This is a genomic window from Lactococcus sp. LG1074 (genome assembly GCF_017309525.1).
Lineage (GTDB): Bacteria > Bacillota > Bacilli > Lactobacillales > Streptococcaceae > Lactococcus > Lactococcus petauri.
Genome location: NZ_CP071293.1, coordinates 1,756,508 through 1,777,299 on the forward strand (window position 1 = coordinate 1,756,508; position 20,792 = coordinate 1,777,299).

At 38.8% G+C, this 20,792-nt stretch carries 19 protein-coding genes and 1 riboswitch; of the genes, 9 read left to right on the forward strand and 10 right to left on the reverse strand.

Annotated features, from left to right (window positions below; translation table 11 throughout):
• Positions 1-108: 108 nt before the first annotated feature.
• Complete coding sequence (locus J0J36_RS08775) at positions 109-828, forward strand: hypothetical protein (protein ID WP_019292259.1); 720 nt, start codon at positions 109-111, stop codon at positions 826-828.
• Positions 829-932: 104 nt separating this feature from the next.
• Here J0J36_RS08775 and J0J36_RS08780 read toward each other — a convergent pair whose 3' ends face one another.
• Together J0J36_RS08780 and J0J36_RS08785 are read right to left on the reverse strand one after the other, a co-directional pair.
• Positions 933-3,026 (reverse strand): ABC transporter ATP-binding protein, encoded by a 2,094-nt coding sequence (locus J0J36_RS08780; RefSeq protein WP_153925393.1) that lies wholly within the window; start codon positions 3,024-3,026, stop codon positions 933-935.
• A gap of 53 nt (positions 3,027-3,079) precedes the next feature.
• Positions 3,080-4,813 carry an ABC transporter ATP-binding protein gene (locus J0J36_RS08785; RefSeq protein ID WP_019292261.1) on the reverse strand — a complete coding sequence of 578 codons (1,734 nt, stop codon included), beginning with the start codon at positions 4,811-4,813 and terminating at the stop codon, positions 3,080-3,082.
• A gap of 317 nt (positions 4,814-5,130) precedes the next feature.
• Between J0J36_RS08785 and J0J36_RS08790 the strand changes: the two genes are divergently transcribed.
• From J0J36_RS08790 to J0J36_RS08800, 3 genes are all read left to right on the forward strand, one after another.
• A complete protein-coding gene (locus J0J36_RS08790; protein WP_019292262.1) occupies positions 5,131-6,345 on the forward strand; it encodes a cation diffusion facilitator family transporter in 1,215 nt (404 codons plus the stop codon).
• Position 6,346: 1 nt separating this feature from the next.
• A complete protein-coding gene (locus tag J0J36_RS08795; RefSeq protein WP_019292263.1) occupies positions 6,347-6,805 on the forward strand; it encodes a MarR family transcriptional regulator in 459 nt (152 codons plus the stop codon).
• A gap of 96 nt (positions 6,806-6,901) precedes the next feature.
• Positions 6,902-8,095: a tetracycline resistance MFS efflux pump gene (locus J0J36_RS08800; RefSeq protein WP_040086176.1), complete on the forward strand. Its 1,194-nt coding sequence runs from the start codon at positions 6,902-6,904 to the stop codon at positions 8,093-8,095.
• Between the two features lie 10 nt (positions 8,096-8,105).
• Here J0J36_RS08800 and J0J36_RS08805 read toward each other — a convergent pair whose 3' ends face one another.
• Together J0J36_RS08805 and J0J36_RS08810 are read right to left on the reverse strand one after the other, a co-directional pair.
• On the reverse strand, positions 8,106-8,645 hold the full coding sequence (locus J0J36_RS08805; protein ID WP_019293643.1) for a folate family ECF transporter S component: 540 nt from the start codon (positions 8,643-8,645) through the stop codon (positions 8,106-8,108).
• Positions 8,646-8,688: 43 nt separating this feature from the next.
• Positions 8,689-8,787: riboswitch (THF riboswitch) on the reverse strand.
• Between the two features lie 156 nt (positions 8,788-8,943).
• Positions 8,944-11,484: a M1 family metallopeptidase gene (locus J0J36_RS08810; RefSeq protein ID WP_206886707.1), complete on the reverse strand. Its 2,541-nt coding sequence runs from the start codon at positions 11,482-11,484 to the stop codon at positions 8,944-8,946.
• A gap of 235 nt (positions 11,485-11,719) precedes the next feature.
• Between J0J36_RS08810 and J0J36_RS08815 the strand changes: the two genes are divergently transcribed.
• Together J0J36_RS08815 and J0J36_RS08820 are read left to right on the forward strand one after the other, a co-directional pair.
• Positions 11,720-12,520, forward strand: a complete 801-nt coding sequence (locus tag J0J36_RS08815; protein WP_019291801.1) for a hypothetical protein — start codon at positions 11,720-11,722, stop codon at positions 12,518-12,520.
• A gap of 9 nt (positions 12,521-12,529) precedes the next feature.
• Positions 12,530-13,006, forward strand: coding sequence for an effector binding domain-containing protein (locus J0J36_RS08820; RefSeq protein WP_019291802.1), 477 nt, complete (start codon positions 12,530-12,532; stop codon positions 13,004-13,006).
• 33 nt (positions 13,007-13,039) lie between these two features.
• Here the strand turns inward: J0J36_RS08820 and tsaD are convergent, their stop codons facing one another.
• Genes tsaD through tsaB form a run of 4 tightly spaced genes read right to left on the reverse strand, consistent with a single transcriptional unit; the run spans position 13,040 to position 15,715 of the window.
• Positions 13,040-14,059, reverse strand: a complete 1,020-nt coding sequence (gene tsaD, locus J0J36_RS08825) for a tRNA (adenosine(37)-N6)-threonylcarbamoyltransferase complex transferase subunit TsaD (RefSeq protein ID WP_019291803.1) — start codon at positions 14,057-14,059, stop codon at positions 13,040-13,042.
• 1 nt (position 14,060) lies between these two features.
• The gene (gene rimI, locus J0J36_RS08830; protein WP_019291804.1) at positions 14,061-14,495 is read right to left on the reverse strand and encodes a ribosomal protein S18-alanine N-acetyltransferase; all 435 of its coding nucleotides are present in this window, start codon (positions 14,493-14,495) and stop codon (positions 14,061-14,063) included.
• Positions 14,485-15,021 carry a ribosomal protein S18-alanine N-acetyltransferase gene (rimI, locus tag J0J36_RS08835; RefSeq protein ID WP_019291805.1) on the reverse strand — a complete coding sequence of 179 codons (537 nt, stop codon included), beginning with the start codon at positions 15,019-15,021 and terminating at the stop codon, positions 14,485-14,487. The genes rimI (J0J36_RS08830) and rimI (J0J36_RS08835) overlap by 11 nt, the downstream gene beginning before the upstream one ends.
• Entirely contained in the window at positions 15,005-15,715 is a 711-nt protein-coding gene (gene tsaB / locus J0J36_RS08840; RefSeq protein WP_019291806.1) for a tRNA (adenosine(37)-N6)-threonylcarbamoyltransferase complex dimerization subunit type 1 TsaB, read from the reverse strand. The genes rimI (J0J36_RS08835) and tsaB overlap by 17 nt, the downstream gene beginning before the upstream one ends.
• A 403-nt stretch (positions 15,716-16,118) precedes the next feature.
• Between tsaB and J0J36_RS08845 the strand changes: the two genes are divergently transcribed.
• The 3 genes from J0J36_RS08845 (at position 16,119) to J0J36_RS08855 (ending at position 18,736) form a co-directional block, all read left to right on the forward strand.
• Positions 16,119-16,349, forward strand: coding sequence for a DNA-directed RNA polymerase subunit epsilon (locus tag J0J36_RS08845; protein ID WP_017369648.1), 231 nt, complete (start codon positions 16,119-16,121; stop codon positions 16,347-16,349).
• Positions 16,350-16,469: 120 nt separating this feature from the next.
• A complete protein-coding gene (rnjA, locus tag J0J36_RS08850; protein ID WP_019291807.1) occupies positions 16,470-18,158 on the forward strand; it encodes a ribonuclease J1 in 1,689 nt (562 codons plus the stop codon).
• Positions 18,159-18,274: 116 nt separating this feature from the next.
• Positions 18,275-18,736, forward strand: a complete 462-nt coding sequence (locus tag J0J36_RS08855; protein WP_019291808.1) for a VanZ family protein — start codon at positions 18,275-18,277, stop codon at positions 18,734-18,736.
• Here J0J36_RS08855 and add read toward each other — a convergent pair.
• Both add and J0J36_RS08865 read right to left on the reverse strand, forming a co-directional pair.
• Positions 18,733-19,782, reverse strand: coding sequence for an adenosine deaminase (gene add, locus J0J36_RS08860; protein ID WP_153925397.1), 1,050 nt, complete (start codon positions 19,780-19,782; stop codon positions 18,733-18,735). The two genes, J0J36_RS08855 and add, sit on opposite strands and share 4 nt — an antisense overlap.
• 182 nt (positions 19,783-19,964) lie before the next feature.
• Entirely contained in the window at positions 19,965-20,768 is an 804-nt protein-coding gene (locus tag J0J36_RS08865; protein ID WP_153925400.1) for a DUF6273 domain-containing protein, read from the reverse strand.
• Positions 20,769-20,792: the final 24 nt, after the last annotated feature.

Below are 20,792 nucleotides of genomic sequence, written 5' to 3' on the forward strand. Positions count from 1 at the left end.
TATGAAATGTATTCATTTATCTGTCTAAAATCTCATTGTATATTATTATTTAACATTAGAAAAAAATGATAATATAACATTAGACACAAAAAATAAAGAAAGGGATAAATGATGAATTTTTCACTCAAAACTTCTTTCATCCCAAACAAAAAGAAAGCAACCTTTTTTAAAGCAAATTATTTTTTCAATATTAATAATGACATGCTCAACCATTTGGAACGTGCTCAAATAAGTCCAGTGCCTTCTCTTAATGAAGCAGATTATCAAGCTTATAATAAAATAATAAGTGCTGAAGGGAAATGGATTGGCATGAGCTCGGAACTCCTTCCTAAAAGTCAAAGCTATTCTCTCAAGAACAAAACCTTAAAGCTCCCCGGCTATACCTTTGAAGGATGGGCTAAAGTCCGTAACCGTCACAATGTACTTGCTCACCCCCAATCTCAGGAACAAGCCCAACTGTATGCTGGACCAACTTCAGTTATTCATCGCACCAGAGTCTATAATCCCAGCTTCCTCTGGAAACCTCAAGAAAAACATCACTTCGAGCCTATTGGGCAAATCTATGACTTTCATGCACAATGGACACCAATCAAATATCCTGTACGCTACAGCGCTAAAACAATTTGGAATGAACCACTTGAGTGGGACCATCCTGAAGGTATGCGAAGCATTGAACAAGGCTACATCTCACCAGCCAAAGTCAAATTACCTCACTATCACTTTGTCGGCTGGCAAGTAGAGGATGCTCCCTTAAGCAAAGAGCAGCTAATTATTCCTGCTGGTATTGGTCCTGTCGATATTATCGCTATTTTCGAGCAAATATCCTGATTCAGTATGATCAGCACTTTCCCTTATTTTAGGAAATCTTGACCACATTAAAAAAAACGCTCGTTAAAGCACGAGCGTTTTTTATATTAAGATACTTCTTAATTTTATTCAAAGACAAATTGGTTGTGATAAAGCTCAGAGTAGAAGCCACCAAGATTTACAAGCTCATTGTGGTTTCCTTCTTCAATAACTTCACCGTCCTTAAGAACAACAATTTTATCTGCATTAAGTATTGTTTTCAAACGGTGGGCAATAACAAATGAAGTACGACCAGCAATTGCTGCTTCCATAGCCATTTGAATTTGTTCTTCTGTCACCGTATCAACGTTTGATGTTGCTTCGTCAAGAATAAGCAAATCAGGGTTAGTCAAGATAGTACGGGCAATCGAAATTTGTTGTTTTTGACCTACAGAGAAAACATTATCGTCGTCATCCACAAGCGTTTCATAGCCATCTAGTAAGCTCTCAATGAATTCGTGGATATGTGTCGTCTTGGCTACTGTGATAACTTCATCCATAGTCGCATCTTTTTTACCAAACTTGATATTGTCCGCAATGGTTCCAGAGAAAAGGACAGATTCTTGCAAGACGATCCCAACTTTTGAACGTAATGAATCTAAGTCAAATTCACGAATATCGGTACCGTCAAACTTTATTCCCCCTTTGTCCACATCATAGAAGCGATTCATGAGGTTCATAACAGTTGTTTTACCTGATCCTGTTGGACCAACCAAGGCAACCATTTGGCCTTTGTTTACATTAATGTTGACATCTTTGAGGACCGGCTTGCCAGGAAGATAACTAAAGTCAATATCTTCAATGTGTACACCTTCAGAAATACCTTCAAAAGTTTTACCATTTTCAGGACGTACTTCTTCTTTTTCATCAAACATCACATTCAGACGTGTTGCACCAGTTACCGCAAGTTGCAATTGACCGAAAGATGAAGAAATCTGCATGATTGGGTTGTAATATTGTTGCGCATATTGGATAAATGTAGCAAGCAAACCAAAGGCTGCAGCAGTTGATAATGAAGCATCATTAAGGAGGATATTAGCACCTGCAAAAATAACCAAAGCCAAAGTCAAGAGGGAGAAGCCATTCATCAATGGGAAAATCATACCTGACCAAGCTTGAGCTGCGAAGGTTGTTTTACGTACTTTATCATTACGTACTTCAAAACCTTCGATTGCATCTGCTTGAAGTCCTTCAACGATAATCGCTTTTTGCCCAGAGATTTTTTCATCCATATAAGCATTAAGTTCGCCGACTTCTTTTTGTTGTCTATCCGTGTATTTCTTAGCTTGAATAATGATAATCACAGCGCAGAGAACGGCCACAGGAGTTGTAGAAATTGTCACTAATGCCATCTTGACATTTTGGTCGAAAATCATATACAAAATCCCGATGAACAGGGCAAAGTTAGTGGTAACGTTCACTGCTGCTTGATTCAATGTGTTTTGAATATTATCCAAGTCTGAGGTAAAGCGGGCGAGAATATCTCCATCCGCATGACGGTCAAAATACGAAATTGTTAGGCGTTCCAACTTACCAAAGAGACCTTTACGCATACGGTTTGTTGAGTGTGCAACGATACGTGTAAAGAGCAAGCTATAGATAAGTTGCGCAATACCTGTCATCACGTAAAAAGCAAGTAGCATCCACATTGAACGCATAAAGTCAGCCTTGCTTGGTGCATGTGATGTAGCTACCTTCATCAAGTCAGAAATTGACTGACCATTAAGATTAGCACGGATAGCTTCTGGAACATTGGCATCTGTAAGCTGGTGCCAATCTGTCGGAATCTTAGCCATAGCTTGAAGACTATCAATTGTTGTTCCTGAAGGAAGGTTAGAAGTTACCGCAGTTGGTACATTAGCAGATGTCAGACTATGCCAATCAACCACTTGTCCAGTAGCTTTCCCCATTTGCGCAGCAATCTGCTGCAAGGCGTCCTGAGCTTGGTTTGCTCCTGCCGCTATTTGTTGTAAACCTTTCATCGCTTCATCAGCGTGTTGATGACTAAAATAATCACCAACGTAAGTCGAAAGATGTGTGATAGAATCCCCGAGAAGTACGGGCGCTTTAACTTGCAGATAAGTAGCCGCAATGATAAATATCGCAATCACGAGGAATTGTAATTTATATTTTTTGAAGTAGAGATAGAAGAACTTCAATGCACGAGATGTATCATTCATAATCTTTTTTCATTTTCTTGTTTTTCATTAATATATTGAAGAACATTGAAAATTTAGTCCTCCTTTGCTTTCTGTGTATCATAGATTTCACGGTAAACTGCAGAATTCTCAACGAGCTCTGCGTGTGTGCCTTGCGCCACAAGTTTACCTTCATCAAGGACCAGAATATTGTCCGCATGAACGACAGATGAAATCTTTTGAGCGATAATAATTGTTGTCGTATCTTTTAAGTCATTGCTCAAAGCTTCTTGTACCAGTTTTTCTGACTTGGCATCAAGCGCTGATGTTGAGTCATCTAAGATAAGGACTTTAGGATCTTTGATAATACCACGCGTGATCGACATACGTTGCTTTTGTCCGCCTGAGAAGTTATTCCCACGTTCTTCAACCTGTGATTCATAATGATCGGGCAGTTTTTCAATAAACTCTGCTGCCTGCGCAATGCTGGCTGCACGGCTCATTTGCTCCAAGGTCGCATCTGCTTTCCCTTGTTTCAGGTTGCCAGAAATTGTCCCAGAGAAAAGAATTGCTTTTTGTAAGACAATTGAAATTGTGTTTTTCAGAGTAGCTTTAGAAACATGGCGTAAATCTTTTCCACCTACACTTACTGTACCTTCAGTTGGGTCAAAAAGACGCGGAATCAATTGAGCCAGGGTTGACTTACCAGAACCCGTTGCTCCGACAATACCAACCATTTGTCCAGGTTGAATTTCAAAGCTGATGTCTTGTAAGGTTGGATGTTCATCGTTAGGATAAGCAAAAGAGACATGATCAAACTTAACAGAACCGCTAAGTTCTTCGTCCGCAACATCTTCAAACACCATCGCAGGTTCAGTTTTTAAAATTTCGTTAATACGTCCAATAGAAACGAAACCACGAGAGGCAAACATTGACATCATACCGCCCATGATAATCGCCATCATGATTTGCATCATGTATTGGATAAAGGACATAATCCCACCAAGCGTATTAGCCGCGGTATTCAAATCACGTGTTACATAAGTAGAAACCAGTAAAATTGCGCCAAAAACAGCCAATTGTGAAATGATTGTAAATGCGGGAATCATCGCAGCAAAAGTGTAACCTACAGCCATATTATGACCCAATAACTCATCAGATGTGGCATCAAATTTTTGGATTTGATCTTTTTCTTGAACAAATGATTTAACGACACGAGCACCACGTAGGTTTTCTTTGGCAATTCCATTGATACGGTCCATCAATTTTTGGAAAACCATAAAGTGAGGACCCATAGATTTCATGGATAACATCGTCACTAAAACAATAAGAACAACCATCACAATAATAATCCACCAAAGTTCTGGCATCGTGATAATAGACAAGATAAAAGCACCAATAAAGAGCAACGGTACTCGAATCAAGACTTGGAAAGTCATCATTAGAAGTGTTTGCACTTGGTTGATATCGTTAGTCATCCGAACAACAAGATTACCTGCATTAAACTTCTCAATATTTTCATAAGAAAAAGTTTGAATTTTTCGGAAGGTTTCTTCACGGATATCCGCCGATACAGACTGAGCAATCTTTGCAGCAGTTACTGTATTAAGGATAGAACCAATTAATCCCACAGCGGCTATAAGTAGAAGATATACCCCATAATGATTAATTTTATCGACCTTGTCCGATATCGAAATAGATTCTGCCATAACACTCAAAATGTTCTTCATATATTGGGGCTGCCAAAGAGCGGCACCAACTTGAAGAAGCATGGTAGCAAGGGCAGCGAAGACAAGCAATTTGTACTTGCCGATGGCTTTCATTACCATAAATAAAAAAGTTTCCTTTCATTTTCTTGTCAAAAATAACAAGAATAAATACGTTAGCTGAAAAATTATAACATTTAAGCATCTATTTTGCAATGCTAATAACTAACACTATTAGTCTTTTCTTTAGTTTATAACAAAAATAAACTAACAATTTAATTTTACCGTTTTTTAATAAGAGTGTCAATCATTTGCGACAACTTATTTATAATAGAAATTAAGCTCAAAAGCTTCCACGTTCAAAGCCGAAAAGCGACCTTATAGAATATTATTTCGTCCTTTAAAAGCAGCTCCTCTGCTTTTTTGTTATAATTAAGCTTATGAATAATAGCAAAATATCACGCTCTCATAACCTTAAACTCGCCGAACGAGGCGTGTGGGTTAGTATAGCGGCTTATATATTTCTGTCTCTTTTACAACTTGGTGTAGCTCAAATCACCAATTCAGCCTCCCTTCTCGCGAATGGTTTTAATAATGTCACCGATATTTTAGGAAATATTGCTATCGTGATTGGTTTACGTATTGCGCGTATCCCTTCTGATAACGACCATACGTATGGGCACTGGAAGGTTGAATCAATTGCTAGTCTGATTTCTAGTTTCATCATGTTCTTCATTGGCTTTGAAGTTTTGCGCCAAACAATCGTTGGTTTTATAGAAGGAAGTTCCACTGAAATCAACCCCGTTGGTGCAGCAGTGGCTTTATTTTCTGCCTTTGTTATGATTGGCGTTTACCTCTACTCTAGCCGTTTAGCGAAAAAAACTCAATCGAAAGCACTTGAAGCTTCCAGTAAAGATAACCTTAGTGATGCACTAACATCCTTGGGTACAACTGTCGCCATTGTGGCAGCAGCCTTGCATTGGATATGGCTTGACCGTATTATGGCTCTTGTTATCTGCGGTTTCATCCTGAAAACGGCTTATGATATATTCCGTGATAGTGTTTTTTCACTTTCAGATGGTTTTGATGACAATCTTTTAGCAGATTATAAAGAAGCGATTGAGCTCGTAAACAAAGTCAAGTCTGTAAAGATGATTCGGGGTCGTACCTACGGCAGTAATATCTTTCTGGATGTTGTCGTTGAGATGTCCCGCGATCTTTCTGTCTATGAAAGTCATGCCGCTACCGAAAAAATAGAACGCATGCTCATGGCTGGTTTTGATGTTTATGATGTTGATGTCCATGTCGAACCCGCTGCGTTACCTGAAGAAGAACACTTTGCTTCACGTGCATTAGAGCTTTTGCCCAAAGAAGAGGCCCTTCTCAACGGTAAACATCTTGATCAACTTTTAGCGCCTCAATTTCAAGCTATTACGACAAAGGGTAAAATTATTCAACAGGAAGAATATATGGCAAGTGCTGTTGAAACAGAAGATTTAGCCATCCAAAATTACCAAGCAGAGCAAGTCAGCAAAAAGACATTTATCCTTACCTATCATTACTTGGACAATCAAAAAAGCTACACTGTATCAAGTATCTGGCGCAGAAATGAATATTGGCGTTGCATTTATCGCCAAGTGACAGGAGAAAGCTAGTATGAAACAACAAGAAGAAATTATGCTGAGCCTTACAGATCTCTTTAATAAAATGGATCAACTTCGAAAACCTCAAATGGTCGAAAAATTCAAAGGTTATTCTTTTTTGGAAATCGCCTGCATTGAGTTCATTGCCAAGCTTAATAACCCAAATGTCACACGGTTGTCAGAAGAACTATATGTCACTCGAGGAGCAATTAGTAAAGCAACAAAAAAACTCCTCCAAAAGCAAGACATTATAACATTTAGAAATCCCAACAACAACAAAGAGATTTATTTTAAACTGACTTCAAAAGGAAGAAAAATAAATCAGCAGCACGAAGATCTTCACAAAGCTTTTCTACTCAATGATCAAGCAGTCTTTGATTCCTTCAGTTCTGAAAAATTAGAAACGATACTAGAGTTTACTCAACTTTACAATCAACACCTTGATAAAGAACTCCGTAACAACTCCATATAGAATGGGGTTGTTTTTCTTAATTTAGTTTTTGTTGACAAAGAAACAATAATAAGTTATACTTTTATAGTTTCCAAGGAAACATTAATAAGGAGTTATATGCATACACTAAATAAACACGCATTGAGTTTTGGCTTATTTTCCGTTTTTCTTACAGGCCTTGGCTTTACCATTATCAATCCTGTGGTTCCTTTTTTACTGGAGCCCTATACCTCATCACAAAATCAACCCTTAGTCATCAGCTTCTTGACCTCTATCTATGCCTTATGCACTTTTCTTGCAGCGCCAGCTCTAGGAACATTGAGTGATCGCTATGGCCGTAAACCGATTTTACTTTTCTGCTTACTTGGCTCTGCCTTGGGTTATCTCATCTTTGGCATGGCTGGAGCACTATGGCTCTTTTTCCTTGGCCGTATCATCGATGGTATTTCCGGAGGAAATATTGCCACTTTATTTGCCTACTTTTCCGATATTACGCCAGCTGCTTCCCGCACTAAAATCTTCGGATGGATTTCTGCCCTTGTTGGAGTCGGAACATTGTTAGGTCCAACTTTTGGAGGACTGTTAGCTCATTATGGTAACCGCGTTCCCTTTTATTTTGCTGCTGTTCTCAGCTTATTCAATCTCCTCTACGGCCTTTTCTTTATGCCTGAAAGTCTTTCACCAAAAGAAAGACTTGTTAAGCTAGATCCACATCAGCTTTATCCCTTTGCACCTCTCAAAAACTTATTTGAGATAAAACAACTGAACCGTTTATTTCTAGCTGCACTGTTATTGTGGCTTCCAAATGGTGCATTACAAGCTATTGTTGCTCAGTTTTCTTTAGATAACTTCTCTTGGCAACCCGTACAAATCGGTCTTCTATTTTCTATTATGGGACTTCAAGATATTTTTAGCCAGGCGCTCATTATGCCTTTTCTATTAAAAAAATTGACGGACCAATACATCATTAAATGTGCGATAGTTGCGGAACTCTTTGGCTATATTTGTATGGCTGTCTCTGCCTTTACCCTGCACCCTTTCTATTTTGTAATTGGTATTTTTATCTACGGTTTTGGTGATTCGATTTTTGCCCCACCATTCAATGGAATTCTCTCTAAATCAGTCACTGAACACCAACAAGGACAGATTCAAGGGAGTAGCCAAGCTTTACAATCACTAACGCGTATTTTAGGTCCTATTATTGGGGGACAACTTTATGTTCTCTTCGGCTCTTCGGCTCCTGCCTGCATGGGAGTTATCCTGTTAATCGTTGCTCTGACAATTTTCAAAACAAAAAACCGTCAAAAATGACGGTTTTCTTTTATGTTTTTAGACGTCTCATAATCTGCGGTAAACGTTGAATATTATCAAATACCAACATGAAAATAACCGTTCTTATGGGAATCTGTACAAGCAAAGGAAGTCGCGTAGCTAATAGAACCTTAAAAGGTGTCTGATACATGAGCGAAAGCCAAAAAGTATTAAGTAACACGGTTTGGAGAACCATTGTTACACTTACAACAGCTAAAATGTAGAGCCAATCTTTACCTCGTGTTAGACTGAACTTCTTGTTATAAAAAGCCCAACCATAGATAAATCCGACTAGAGCTGCTGTTATAGTCATACCTGGCGAGGAAATACTTCCTCGGAACAAAACGCCAAATATATCACCCAGCCCTAAAGCTAAACCTGCCCATAAAGGGCCAACAAAGAAGCCAATCAAACCATCAGCAATAAATCCTGGCGATAACTTCCAAAAACTACTCCCAAAAGTGAAAGAACGTAAAATGATGGACAATGCCAGCAAAATCGCCAAAAAAACAAGCTGTATGAGTGACAGCTTCACAGTAAATCTTTTCATATAGTACCTCCCAAGGATCTGGTGAGTAACTGATTATATGAGAATCAGCGGATGCAAGCCTCTACCGCACTTGAAAAATTCAAGTTTCGTCTGTGAACGACATCCCATTTCACAGCACTTAACGCATTGGCCCTACTCTGTTAATTTTTTTACTTTTATAGTTTACCACATACCTTGTTCAGATAATTCTCAATTTCAAGGCTTTTCTTTTACATTGGGTTTTAGATGTTTACAGAAGTTTGCTACACAGAAAAAACCTCTTAGAATTCAGCTCTTTCTGATTTCTAAGAAGTCTTTTTTACAATTCTTTTTCTACATCTACGATGGCAGCTTCGACTGCACTCTTTTGATTATTAATCAGTGATACACGTGCATCAATTTGTTTAATCGCCATCTCGATTGAACGTTTAAGCCCTGGGTTACTCAATTTTGGTTCAAAGAAAGCTTTATATTCTTCAAACTTTTCGGCTGTCTTAAAGACATTACCTGGATAGATAACAAACTTATCATAGCTCATATCACCGCCAAGTTTTTCAGCAATCCAATCCCAGTTTTCTTGCTCCCAAGTCCATGCAGCATCTTGAGCGAAGTCTTTCGCTAAGAGGTAGAACCAAGAGAATGCAATATCTTGAGGTTTAACGATATCCGCATTTTTGAAATCTTCCAAGAGTCCTTTAATTGCTGCTTCATCACGGACATTGGCTACAGCTGCAGCTAATTCACGTTTTAGTTCTTGGAGACTTGTTTTCACATACGTATCCATATAAGAAGCTACAAGTTCCGCAGAATTACTTGTTTTAATTTCGTTATTCAAGACAATTGGTCGAATATCCGCAGGAATAGTTGCTACATTGTCTTTATGCGCTGCGTAAATCTCACTCGCTTTTTCTACTGCTTCAGGATTTTCAGAGTAGAGAGTCCGTGAGAGTACTGTCCCACGTAAAGTTTCGTCTCCAGCTGATTCACCAGCTTTTTTCTCCCATCCCAAACGTGCATAGTTTTTAGCAAAAACTTTACCCACAAGTGATTTGTAAGATTTTTCTGTAGCTGACTCATCATCAATAAAGATATCTAGCTCACTAAAGATTTGGTTAAGCGCTTGGTTGACGATATAACTTTCTTCATTGGCAAAGGCTGGTAAGATATTCACAACATCAGCGTAGCTGATAACCTCACCTTTAGCAAGATACTTACGGTCTTGAAGAATTTGGAATTTCGTAATATCTTCCAGTTTCTCAAGATCGGCCAAAAGGTTATCTAAAAGCTGACCTTTATAATCAATAATATAATGTGCTGCGTGTGCTTCGTTGAAGAAGAGCGGTTGGCCTTCATTTTCAGCCTTAAGTGCTGCATAGCCCGGAATTTCAACTTTTTCCGTAGTCAACGTATCTGGCAAGCCTTTCCAGTTTGTGTTCAATGGAATTTGCCACAAGCGCCCTTTATCTTCCCCTTTACCAATGAAGAATTGTTGTTGGCTTAAAATAAGCGTGTCATCAACAACTTCCGCAGTCAAGACAGGATAACCAGGTTGGTTTACCCATGAATGCATAAATTCGCCCACATTTTTACCTGATGTACTTGAGAGTGCATCCCAAAGATCATCACCTACGGTATTGCCATATTGGTGCGTTTCAAAGTATTTGCGAAGTCCTGCAGAAAAGTCCTCATCCCCTAACCATTTACGGAGCATGACCATCAAGCGTGAACCTTTAGCATAGACAATAGCAGCATCAAAGAGTGTACCAATTTCGTCAGGATGATTCACATCCACATGAACAGATTGAACACCATCTGTAGCATCACGATCTAAAGCAAGGCTGGCTTCCTTAACAGAGAAGCTTTCCCAAACTTTCCAATCAGGTTCAATAGCATCAATTGCCACGTATTCCATGTTGTTGGCAAATGATTCATTGAGCCACAAATCATCCCACCAACGCATTGTTACCAAATCACCAAACCATTGGTGGGCTAACTCATGCGCAATGACTGTTGCTACATATTGTTTGCTGGCAACTGTTGCATTTTCTGGGTCAACCAGCATGCAGACTTCACGGTAAGTGATACAACCCCAGTTTTCCATAGCACCTGCTGAGAAGTCAGGCAGTGCAACGTGCCAGCTGTGTGGCAATGGGTAAGGGGTTTTATAGTAATCCTCGTAAAATTCAATTGAACGAATCGCAATATCCAAAGGAAAATCTAAAACATCTTCAGAATGTGCTTTCGTTGAGAAAGTTCCTACTTCAACACCAGATTCTGTACGTCCTTTTTTATACTGCATATCCCCAAAGACAAAAGCAAGAAGATAAGAACTCATACGAACTGTACGTTCAAATACGTGAATTCCTTCAATATTGAGAAGTTCTGGCATATTGGAAATAATAATATCACCTGGTTCTTCATCAAATTTAACCGATAGATCAAAAGTAGCCTTAGCTTCTGGTTCATCAATTGATGGGAAAGCTTGACGGGCAAAATGTGATTCAAATTGCGTACCGATAAGCATTTTCTTCTCACCGTTTACTTCGTAATATGAAGGATAAATGCCCATCATGTTATCTGTGATTTTACCTTCATATTCAAAGGAAACAGTCACTTGACCTTTTTGGCCCACTTTAACTGTAAGTTCTTCGTTGGCATTATCCACCGTAAAGTCTGCTTCAACACTAAAAGCAGAAACTTTAGTAATATTTAAATCTTTTTGGTGGAAATAAATAGTTTCAGCTTTAGCTTCACCTTTGATTGCCACCTGACCTTTGAAGGTCTTTGATTTGCGGTCAATATCAAGGAAAATTTTATAATTTTCTGGTACAAATGTTTCAATTAAACGTTTTACTGCCATAATGTTGTTCGCTTCCTTTTTCGTTAGTTTACTTAATTATAGCAAATTGTTTAGAAAATTTCGAGAAAAGCTTTGCTTTCCCACATTTAATTTTTAAAGGTGCTTACGTAAATTATTAAATGGTCTATTTTTCATTTATAGGAAAAAAGTTTATTAGATAAGTAGAAACCCTTTAATTAGATAAAGGGTATTCAAAAAAAGATGAAAAAATAGACTTTTCTGTTAAAATAAAGTTATGAAAAAAACAAAGTTTTCAGTAACGATTGATGAGAAGGGAAAACTCCTTCTTGAACTTTCCTCTGGTGCCACGATCCGTATCTTTGATAGTAATAATAGTCGTTTTGCCCTCAAAAAAGGCGAAATATTTTTCCTAACGAAAAAAAGCCAGATTATTATGATTGCTGCCGATAAAAAAATAATCCCTAAGTTGGAATTTGATAAAGTTATTGTCCTTGATCCTAAGGCATATGAAATAGACACTGCCTATCTTGAAGCTTTTCTCCTCGACAAAGCTCAAGAAGCTTCTATGAAGTTAGCCGTCTTTCCTGAAAGGATTAAACTCCCCTCAAATGTCTATACCATCTGTAGTAAAGCTGCTGATGAATTTTTGCCTAGCCTTGAAGCGTTCGGTTTTAAACTCTCAAAGAAGAAAGCTTTTTCAGCTAAAGCGCAACACCGCTGGAAAAAGGCTATCTCAGATATTCCATTTCATATTAAACATGAAGGAACATCCGGCACAGTTATCTGGCAAAAATCTACCGAAATGCGGCTGCTTGCAGGTGCAAAAATGCTACCTAATGAGGCAGCTCCTAAAAGGGCCGATGGTACCCTTGGCTTCACTGCAAAATTTACGTTAAACCTTAGGGAAGAAAATCAAGAAAAATTCGATCCTGAAACTTGGACCACTACTGAAGACATCATTCTGCGTTCCGTCAATGAAATCGGCCATTTTCTCTACTTTGCAGGAACAAACAGCTGGTTGGAAATGTTTGATGACCAAGGACGTTCAATCCATGAACTAACCGTTGTTAACTAAGGAGCGACTATGATTGATTATACTCTAGAGCATAAAAACCCGTTCATCTTAGCGGCTTATGGTTTTCCCATTCAAGCCGCGCTGCAAGACTACCGCTCTTTGGCCCTCGAAAGAGAAATATTTGAGTTGAGTTTGCAAAATGATGGCCGCTTAGCAAAGCTCAAGAAAAGAGCTAAAAATGAGCGGGAGTGGTCTGTCCATACGGATTACCTCGGAAAACCTTGGAATTATTTTGCAGTGGAGAGTCGCAAAGAGCTGAAGGATGACTGTCGTTTACTCAAATTTCCTGAAAGTAACTATATTGTAATTTCTGATACAGCAGCTAAGGGAAAAATTTTTGAACATTTGTCACATCAAGCTTTTCGAAAAATTCTCCCCAAAGTTATGGACTATACCTATCTTGGTGGTCCACATCTTGCTTATCGTCAAGAGCGACCTGATGGCAGTTATTACGGTGAGATTTGGTTACCGGTCATTAAAAAATAAAAAAAGCTCAGAAATACTCTGAGTTTTTTTGCTTCAAATATCACCAAAAACAAGGCTCGGGCGCGCATTAAGTGATAAATCAGTAAAGTTTTCCCTTTCCATCTCTATAGTTGCTGCTGCTGCTATCATTCCAGCATTATCACCACAGAGGCGAAGGGGAGGCAATATGACTTTAATATCCTTCATATCGGTGGCAAGCCGCTCACGTAAACCTTGATTAGCGGATACTCCTCCACCAACGATTAAGGTTTTAGCTGGGTATTGTTCAAGGGCACGTTTGGTTTTAGCAATTAAGACATCAACCACCGCTGCTTGAAAACTGGCAGCTAAATTTTCTAAGTCTGTAGCCACTAAATCTTGTCCTTGCTGTTTTGCATTATGAACAAGATTGATAAATGCCGATTTCAGACCACTAAAAGACATTTCCAAACCATCTGCTGCAGTCATCATTGCACGTGGAAAAGCATAAGTATCTTCTCCTTTATGTGCCAACTCATCAATCTCCTTCCCTGAAGGATAAGTTAGCCCCATGACACGGCCGACTTTATCATAGGCTTCCCCTGCTGCATCATCTCGTGTTTCACCAATTTTTTTATAGTTTCCCTCAGATTCCACATAAACCAACTCTGTATGCCCACCACTGACTAAAAGAGCCATGGCTGGGTATTCAATAGTATCTACTAAAGCTGCAGCCATAAGATGACCAGCCATGTGATTGACAGGAATTAATGGAAGCTTGTTGGCCCAGGCAAAGGTTTTCGCTGCCATAATGCCCACAAGTAAAGCCCCAACAAGCCCTGGACCTTCTGTTACAGCTACAGCTGAGAGTTCTTTTGCAGTAATACCAGCTTGCTCTAAGGCCTCATCAATACAAGCGGTAATTTGTTCCACGTGATGCCGGCTAGCCACCTCAGGGACTACTCCACCAAAACGTTTATGGCTATTCACCTGACTTGCAATAACATTAGAGAGAAGTTCTGTGCCATTTTTCAAAACAGCGACAGATGTCTCATCACAAGAGGTTTCGAAAGCTAATATATATTTGTCATTCATTTTATTGTATCTTCCTCATTAGAATCGCATCTTCTGTCGGGTGCGAATAGTAGTTTTTCCGAGTATAGAAGGCCTCGAAATTATATTTTTTATAGAGATTTTGTGCTGGTTTATTAGATTCCCGTACTTCTAAAAACAGGGTACCAGCAAAATCAGCAACTTGATCCATCAACGTGCTGGCTATTTTGTTACTTTGAAATTCTGGCTTCACTGCAAGGTTGGTAATTTCCATCTCTTCCATGATCACTTGAATTGCTAGGAAACCAACAAGCTCATCGTCTACTTCAGCTAGAAAATAGATATCCCTTTTCAGGTTGCTAAGGAGATAGGATTCAGACCAAGGTGATTCTCCATAGCAAAGCTCTAAAATTTCTTTTAGCTTACAGGCTATGTCCTGCGTATCAAACTTTGCAGAATCAAAACGTTCAATTTTCATGTTCAGCTCTCAACTGTCTTGACATCCACACAGCATCACCGCCGTCCTCATAATAGTGAGAAATCAGCTTCCCTGTTGAAAAACCTAAGCGACGGTAAAGACCTTGAGCTTTTGTATTGTCACGCCGCACTTCAAGCGTCATCTGCTGCTTACCAAGAAGTGTCATTAGACGAATCATTTGGTTGACGAGATTACTCCCAACACCCTTACCTTGATAGGCTACAGCAACCGCAAGATTTGTGATATGCACGACTTTACCCCGTTCCGTAAGGCGAACCCCAATGAAACCAATAAGATTATCGTCAACGACTGCTGAAACAAAGAAGGCATTCTCATCCTGAACTATCTCGTGTTCAAAATGCGAAAAAGTCCACGGAACTTCTCCATCATAAACATCACGCTCAATTGCAAGCATGTCTACAATATCTTTACGCTCTGCCAAGCGATAATCTACACCGTCAATATTTGACTTTAAGTCCACCTCATCCATATTAAGATAACGACGTGGTTCAAATCCTTTGAACATATTCGCCAGTAGCGTTTTCAGATTCTTCATGTGTCTCCAACCATTTCTCTTCTGCTTCAACTTTTTTCAAATAATTTGGAGCAAAGCCGTGAACCGCTACAGGTTTTAGGTTTTTTCCAAATAGGGCGATTTGATAAGCTGAAGGTAGTTTGTCTAAGCTGTCTTCAATAATTTCAAAGTTTGTAAACCCTGCAGCTTCAATGTCAGCCACAAAGTTTTCTGTTTCCCCTGTAAATACAAGCGGAAGATTCTTATCTAAGTTTGCTAAGAAGTCACGAAAGACACAATGCTGTCCTATGACAACTTCTTTATCTTCTTGGTAAAGCGCAGCATAAGCGTTACCCCGACGTGCATCCATCACAGGAACAACGGTTCTGTCCGTTTTCAATCTTCTTGCAATAGCGAAAAGACTTGAGACACCAACGATGTCCTTATTTAAACTGTAGGCAAGCGTCTTTCCGACAGTCGCTGCTAAACGTAATCCTGTATAAGATCCTGGACCTTGGGCTACAACAATGCGGTCAAGTTCACTCGCTTCTACTGCTGATTGGTGCATCAAAAAGTCAACAGATGTCATCAGAGTAGTGCTATGATTTTTCTTTAAATTTAGAGTAATCTCTCCCAACAAAACATCATTATCGACAAGTGCCACAGACAAGGCCTTACTTGAACTGTCAAAAGCTAAAATTTTCACGAGATTCTATTCTCCATTCTTCTTATTTTATTATACCCTAATATCTGCATCTCAGTAATTACTTTTCACACTATCGAATATGCAAGTCAGAACAAAGTGTGTAGCTCTTTTAAACATCTAGAAGTATACGATAGCATCTATTATAACATTTTTTATATTTCTTGAAATTTTTCGCTTTCCTATTTTGTATTTTTCTTTATCACTGACAAAAGTATTACTATTATTTTCACTCAACTTTTTGTCTGTCTTTTACTTCTTTGAAAAAGCTCTTCTTGTTCTAAATGCTTTGGCTCTATAAACCTTTACTTTTCATTATCTCCATTTTATGCTAAAATGAAAGTAACTGTAAAACTGAAACACTCGGAAAGAAAGGAAAGCGAATTTTTATTCGCTCAAATATAATATGATTTTCAAAGCATTTTACCAAGAAGACAAAACACGTTCACCACGTCGTGAAACAACTAAGGTTCTCTACCTTGACCTTGATGTTACAGATACACGTGAAGGTGTCATCTTAGCGCGCGAACTTTTAGCTGCAAACACAGACTATCACGTTGAATTCATCGATTCACTTTCAGACGAAGCCGTTGAATATGAAAAAGAAAACGGTGGCCTTGAAATTACAAGCTTTTAATTAAAAAAAGATGCTTGCAACCTGCATCATCAAAAGATTTACTGCAAAACACTTTAGAAAGGGACAAAAGTCACCACTCTAAAGTGATTTTGTCATACAAATATGTATAGAAAGAAAACAATGATTAAACCATTAAAAATTAACTCCGACGAAGTCGCAGTTTACGCTATTGGCGGACTGGGCGAAATCGGAAAAAACACATATGGTGTCGAATATCAAGATGAAATTATCATCATCGATGCCGGTATAAAATTTCCAGAAGATGACCTATTAGGTGTCGATTATGTTATCCCAGATTATAGTTATATTGTCGAAAATATCGACCGTATCAAAGGGCTCTTCATTACACACGGACACGAGGACCACATCGGTGGTATTCCCTTCTTGCTTAAGCAAGCGAATATCCCTATTTATGCAGGTCCGTTATCACTTGCTTTAATTCGTGGAAAATTAGAAGAACACGGGCTTTTGCGTGATGCAAAACTCTTTGAAATTCATGCGGACAGCGAAATTAAATTTAACAACTTAAGTGTTAACTTCTTCCGTACAACTCACTCCATTCCAGAACCTTTGGGTATTGTTGTGGAAACACCTCAAGGTAAAGTTGTAGCTACAGGTGACTTCAAGTTTGACTTTACGCCTGTTGGTGAGCCCGCTGATTTACATCGTATGGCGGCTCTTGGTGAAGAAGGTGTTTTGCTTCTTCTCTCTGACTCAACCAATGCCGAAATTCCAATCTTCTCTCACTCTGAAAAAGTTGTTGGCCAAAATATCATGAAGATTTTCGAACGCATTGAAGGACGCATTATTTTCGCTTCTTTCGCTTCAAACATCTTCCGTTTACAGCAAGCTGTTGATGGTGCTGTGAAAACCGGACGCAAGATTGTTGTCTTTGGTCGTTCTATGGAAAAAGCCATCGTTAACGGACTTGAACTTGGATATATAAAAGCCCCTAAAGGAACTTTTATTGAACCAAATGAGGTGAACCAATACAATTCAAGCGAACTACTCATTATGTGTACAGGTTCTCAAGGTGAACCAATGGCTGCTCTAAGCCGTATCGCTAATGGTATGCACCGTCATATCACACTACAAATGGGAGACACTGTTGTGTTCTCATCTAACGCGATACCAGGTAACACACATGGTGTAAACCAGTTGGCTAACACAATCACCGAAGCTGGTGCAACCGTGGTTTATGGTAAGATGAATAATATTCATACTTCTGGGCACGGTGGACAACAGGAGCAAAAATTGATGCTCCGTTTGATTAAACCAAAATACTTCATGCCTGTCCATGGTGAGTACCGCATGTTAAAAATTCATGCCGGGCTCGCTCAAGATACTGGTGTACCTAAAGAAAATTGTTTCATTTTCGAAAATGGAGATGTTCTGGCTTTGACTGCTGATTCAGCACGTTATGCTGATCATTTCCCTGCTGCTGATACTTATGTTGATGGCTCAGGTATTGGTGATGTCGGTAATGCAGTGCTTCATGACCGTCATGAGCTTGCTGAAGATGGTATTGTTCTTGCTGTTGCTACTGTGGATTTCAAAAATAAAACAGTGCTTGCAGGTCCTGATATGTTAAGTCGCGGCTTTATTTACATGCGTGAGTCTGGGGATTTGATCCGTAATGGTCAACGTGTACTTTTCAATGCTATCCGTGAAGCCATGCTCAATACCGAAAATGCTAATGAAGCTGTTGTGGCACGGGCAATGCGTGAAGCGTTGGCTCCATTCCTCTATAAACAAACTGAACGTCGTCCACTTATCGTTCCGATGATTATGACACCTGACGAAAAATAATACAAAAACCACATCTTTCGATGTGGTTTTTTATTTCCTGTTCTAGGCGCATTAAGCTTATTTTCAGTTATTTTACTATAATTAAGGGTAAAAACATTTAATATCTGAGGACTTTCATGTATAAATTCTCCAAAATTATCTTTGCTTATTATCTTCTGTTTCTATTTTGGGGGATTCTTTTTAAATTTGATATCACACATACGATAAATACAGCACATTTATTCCCTTCCCGTAGCTTAAATGTTTCACCTTTTGATGCTTCTGGTGGACGTTTAGAAATCCTTTTCAATGTCCTTATTTTTATTCCTTTTGGTTTTTTTATGGGCCGCTTTTCAGAACGGAGCTTTCTTGGAAAATGGGGAGCAATTTTCCTTGTCAGTCTCTTTGTCGAAATCCTTCAATATATTTTCGGCATCGGAGCCACCGATATAACCGACATCATCACAAATACTTCCGGTGGTTTGATGGGACTCTTGCTTTATCATGCCTTTCAGAAAAACGAAAGAAGACAAGATGTAGTAAGCTTGTTTTTTGGTGGCTTTCTTCTCTTCTTTACTTTCATTCTTTTACTTCATTAAAAAGAGCTGATGTTAATCAGTTTTTTTATTTGGGCATACTCAATGGAAAACCGCTGATGGAGAGCTTCTTTTTCTTCCTCACTAATAAAGGCGCCATCAATAGCATAATGATTGATTTTTTCAAAATCATTCACCTGAAAATCATACCATTCTGCAATTTTCTCATATTCCTTTTGCAAATTGGTATTACTTACTGTGCGATTGTCAGTATTTATGGTTACATGAAGACCTTTCTTATACAATTCTAAAAAAGGATATTCTTCAAGATGGCGGATAGCTTTTGTTTGAAAATTACTGGTTGGTGCCATTTCCAAAACAATACCCAACTCTATCAAAACATGTTGATAGTCTGGAAGCTCTTTCGTCATAATGCCATGTCCCAAACGTGTTGCTCCCATCTCGACAGAATCAATAATGTTTTGTTCGCACCCTGGACACTCACCTGAATGCAGTGTGACTTGTACCCCACGACACGTCACCTTATCCAGCAAGTTTTTAAATTTTACTTGAGGGTAGTTTACTTCATCGCCTGCCATATCAAAGCCAACCAAATGCTCATCATCGATTTCATCAAAAAGCGGAACCAACTTTTCCAAACGCTCGATTGGCACCTGACGAAGACCACAGAGGAGAACATTTGCGACAATATCAAAGTCTTCTTCAGCACGAGAAACACCAGCAATAACAGCTTCTACAGCTTCTTCAAGTTCTAGATTTTTTTCCAGATGCTGACCAGGTGCAAAGCGAATTTCAATATATTTGACATTATCCTCAGCAGCTTGACGAACCACATCATAAGCTGCTAGCTCAAGATTAGTATAGCTTTGTAGTAATGGAAGAACGAAGTCAAAACGCTCCAGATATTCCAAAAGACTTTGAGTCGTTTCTGGCGCTTGTGCACAATTCAGTATTTCATCATCACTCATATTAAAATCGTACCCTATGTTATTAGCCAGCTGCTTAATACAAGGCAAACTGAGTGAACCATCAAGATGACAATGAAGTTCAACTTTCGGCATTAAAGCAATGGTTTCTGAATTAAGCATTAGATTAGAGCCCCCATAAAAATATATTTTTTCTATTTTACGCTTTTTTCTTACGACATGCAAATTTTTTCGTCAAGAAAAAAGATATTGGAACACGATATTCTTACATAGCATTGGTGAGCGATTTTATTTTTGAAACTTTAAGCGAAAGGAGTCCAATGTTAATTTTTACCCCAACCTCTTTACTTATCTATTTTAAGCACATATTCCTTGTGCCCTTTGATTTCTTTCTCCTCCACCTTTGTTTCAGGCGGAAGTGTGAAGGCTGGGCGGACATAGGCAGGGTAAACTACGCCATTTCCTCCAAACCTCCCCTCATAACCAATCACTTTAGCCACTGCAGAGGCAGTTTCAAAAACTGTACGCAACCACCAAGGATAGCTAACAAGGTCTCCTTCTAAATAGGCAAGTCTATCCTCTCTAATCCCTCCTTTTCGTCTGAAATATAGTAAGTTACAGTCACCTTCCAAACGGAGTCCGTCCTTAAAATTTCCTACATCAATATCCGAAAGCAAGAAAAGCTTCCGCTCTATTTTTTCCAAATATCTTTTTGATGATGTCGGTTCTAAGGGTTCAATCGCAATTTCTGTGAGAGGGATCCGATCCTTCACTCCTTTGGAAAAACGCTTGATAAAGTCTTTATGCATAAAAGCATCCGGTATGCTATGTCCGTAGTAGGCTTCCTCCCAGCCTTCCCGAAAAGACATGGGCGGATCTACAAGATGCTTTCGAAGCAATAAGACATTGCCTTGATCAATATAATTTTTCGTGAGCACCAGATAGGGCACTAACTTACCATCTTCTTTGATGTGAATGGTGTAGCCCAAGCGTTTGTCCTTGTCATAGGCTAAATCTCTTAATACTTGTGGCTCTTTTGCGGGTAATAGATAAATAAAATCCTTTCTTTTCACAACTATAAATACAGCAATAAGTATTTGTAGCAAACTTAAGACTAAAAACATCATCATCTTTTTTTTACTTTTCAATCGTCTTTCTCCTTAAAAATCGTG

Bases quoted from the DNA above. Each gene is read 5' to 3' on its own strand.
- J0J36_RS08775 (WP_019292259.1), top strand. From the start codon at position 109: ATGATGAATTTTTCACTCAAAACTTCTTTCATCCCAAACAAAAAGAAA.
- J0J36_RS08780 (WP_153925393.1), bottom strand. From the start codon at position 3,026: ATGAATGATACATCTCGTGCATTGAAGTTCTTCTATCTCTACTTCAAA.
- J0J36_RS08785 (WP_019292261.1), bottom strand. From the start codon at position 4,813: ATGGTAATGAAAGCCATCGGCAAGTACAAATTGCTTGTCTTCGCTGCC.
- J0J36_RS08790 (WP_019292262.1), top strand. From the start codon at position 5,131: ATGAATAATAGCAAAATATCACGCTCTCATAACCTTAAACTCGCCGAA.
- J0J36_RS08795 (WP_019292263.1), top strand. From the start codon at position 6,347: ATGAAACAACAAGAAGAAATTATGCTGAGCCTTACAGATCTCTTTAAT.
- J0J36_RS08800 (WP_040086176.1), top strand. From the start codon at position 6,902: ATGCATACACTAAATAAACACGCATTGAGTTTTGGCTTATTTTCCGTT.
- J0J36_RS08805 (WP_019293643.1), bottom strand. From the start codon at position 8,645: ATGAAAAGATTTACTGTGAAGCTGTCACTCATACAGCTTGTTTTTTTG.
- J0J36_RS08810 (WP_206886707.1), bottom strand. From the start codon at position 11,484: ATGGCAGTAAAACGTTTAATTGAAACATTTGTACCAGAAAATTATAAA.
- J0J36_RS08815 (WP_019291801.1), top strand. From the start codon at position 11,720: ATGAAAAAAACAAAGTTTTCAGTAACGATTGATGAGAAGGGAAAACTC.
- J0J36_RS08820 (WP_019291802.1), top strand. From the start codon at position 12,530: ATGATTGATTATACTCTAGAGCATAAAAACCCGTTCATCTTAGCGGCT.
- tsaD (WP_019291803.1), bottom strand. From the start codon at position 14,059: ATGAATGACAAATATATATTAGCTTTCGAAACCTCTTGTGATGAGACA.
- rimI (WP_019291804.1), bottom strand. From the start codon at position 14,495: ATGAAAATTGAACGTTTTGATTCTGCAAAGTTTGATACGCAGGACATA.
- rimI (WP_019291805.1), bottom strand. From the start codon at position 15,021: ATGTTCAAAGGATTTGAACCACGTCGTTATCTTAATATGGATGAGGTG.
- J0J36_RS08845 (WP_017369648.1), top strand. From the start codon at position 16,119: ATGATTTTCAAAGCATTTTACCAAGAAGACAAAACACGTTCACCACGT.
- rnjA (WP_019291807.1), top strand. From the start codon at position 16,470: ATGATTAAACCATTAAAAATTAACTCCGACGAAGTCGCAGTTTACGCT.
- J0J36_RS08855 (WP_019291808.1), top strand. From the start codon at position 18,275: ATGTATAAATTCTCCAAAATTATCTTTGCTTATTATCTTCTGTTTCTA.
- add (WP_153925397.1), bottom strand. From the start codon at position 19,782: ATGCTTAATTCAGAAACCATTGCTTTAATGCCGAAAGTTGAACTTCAT.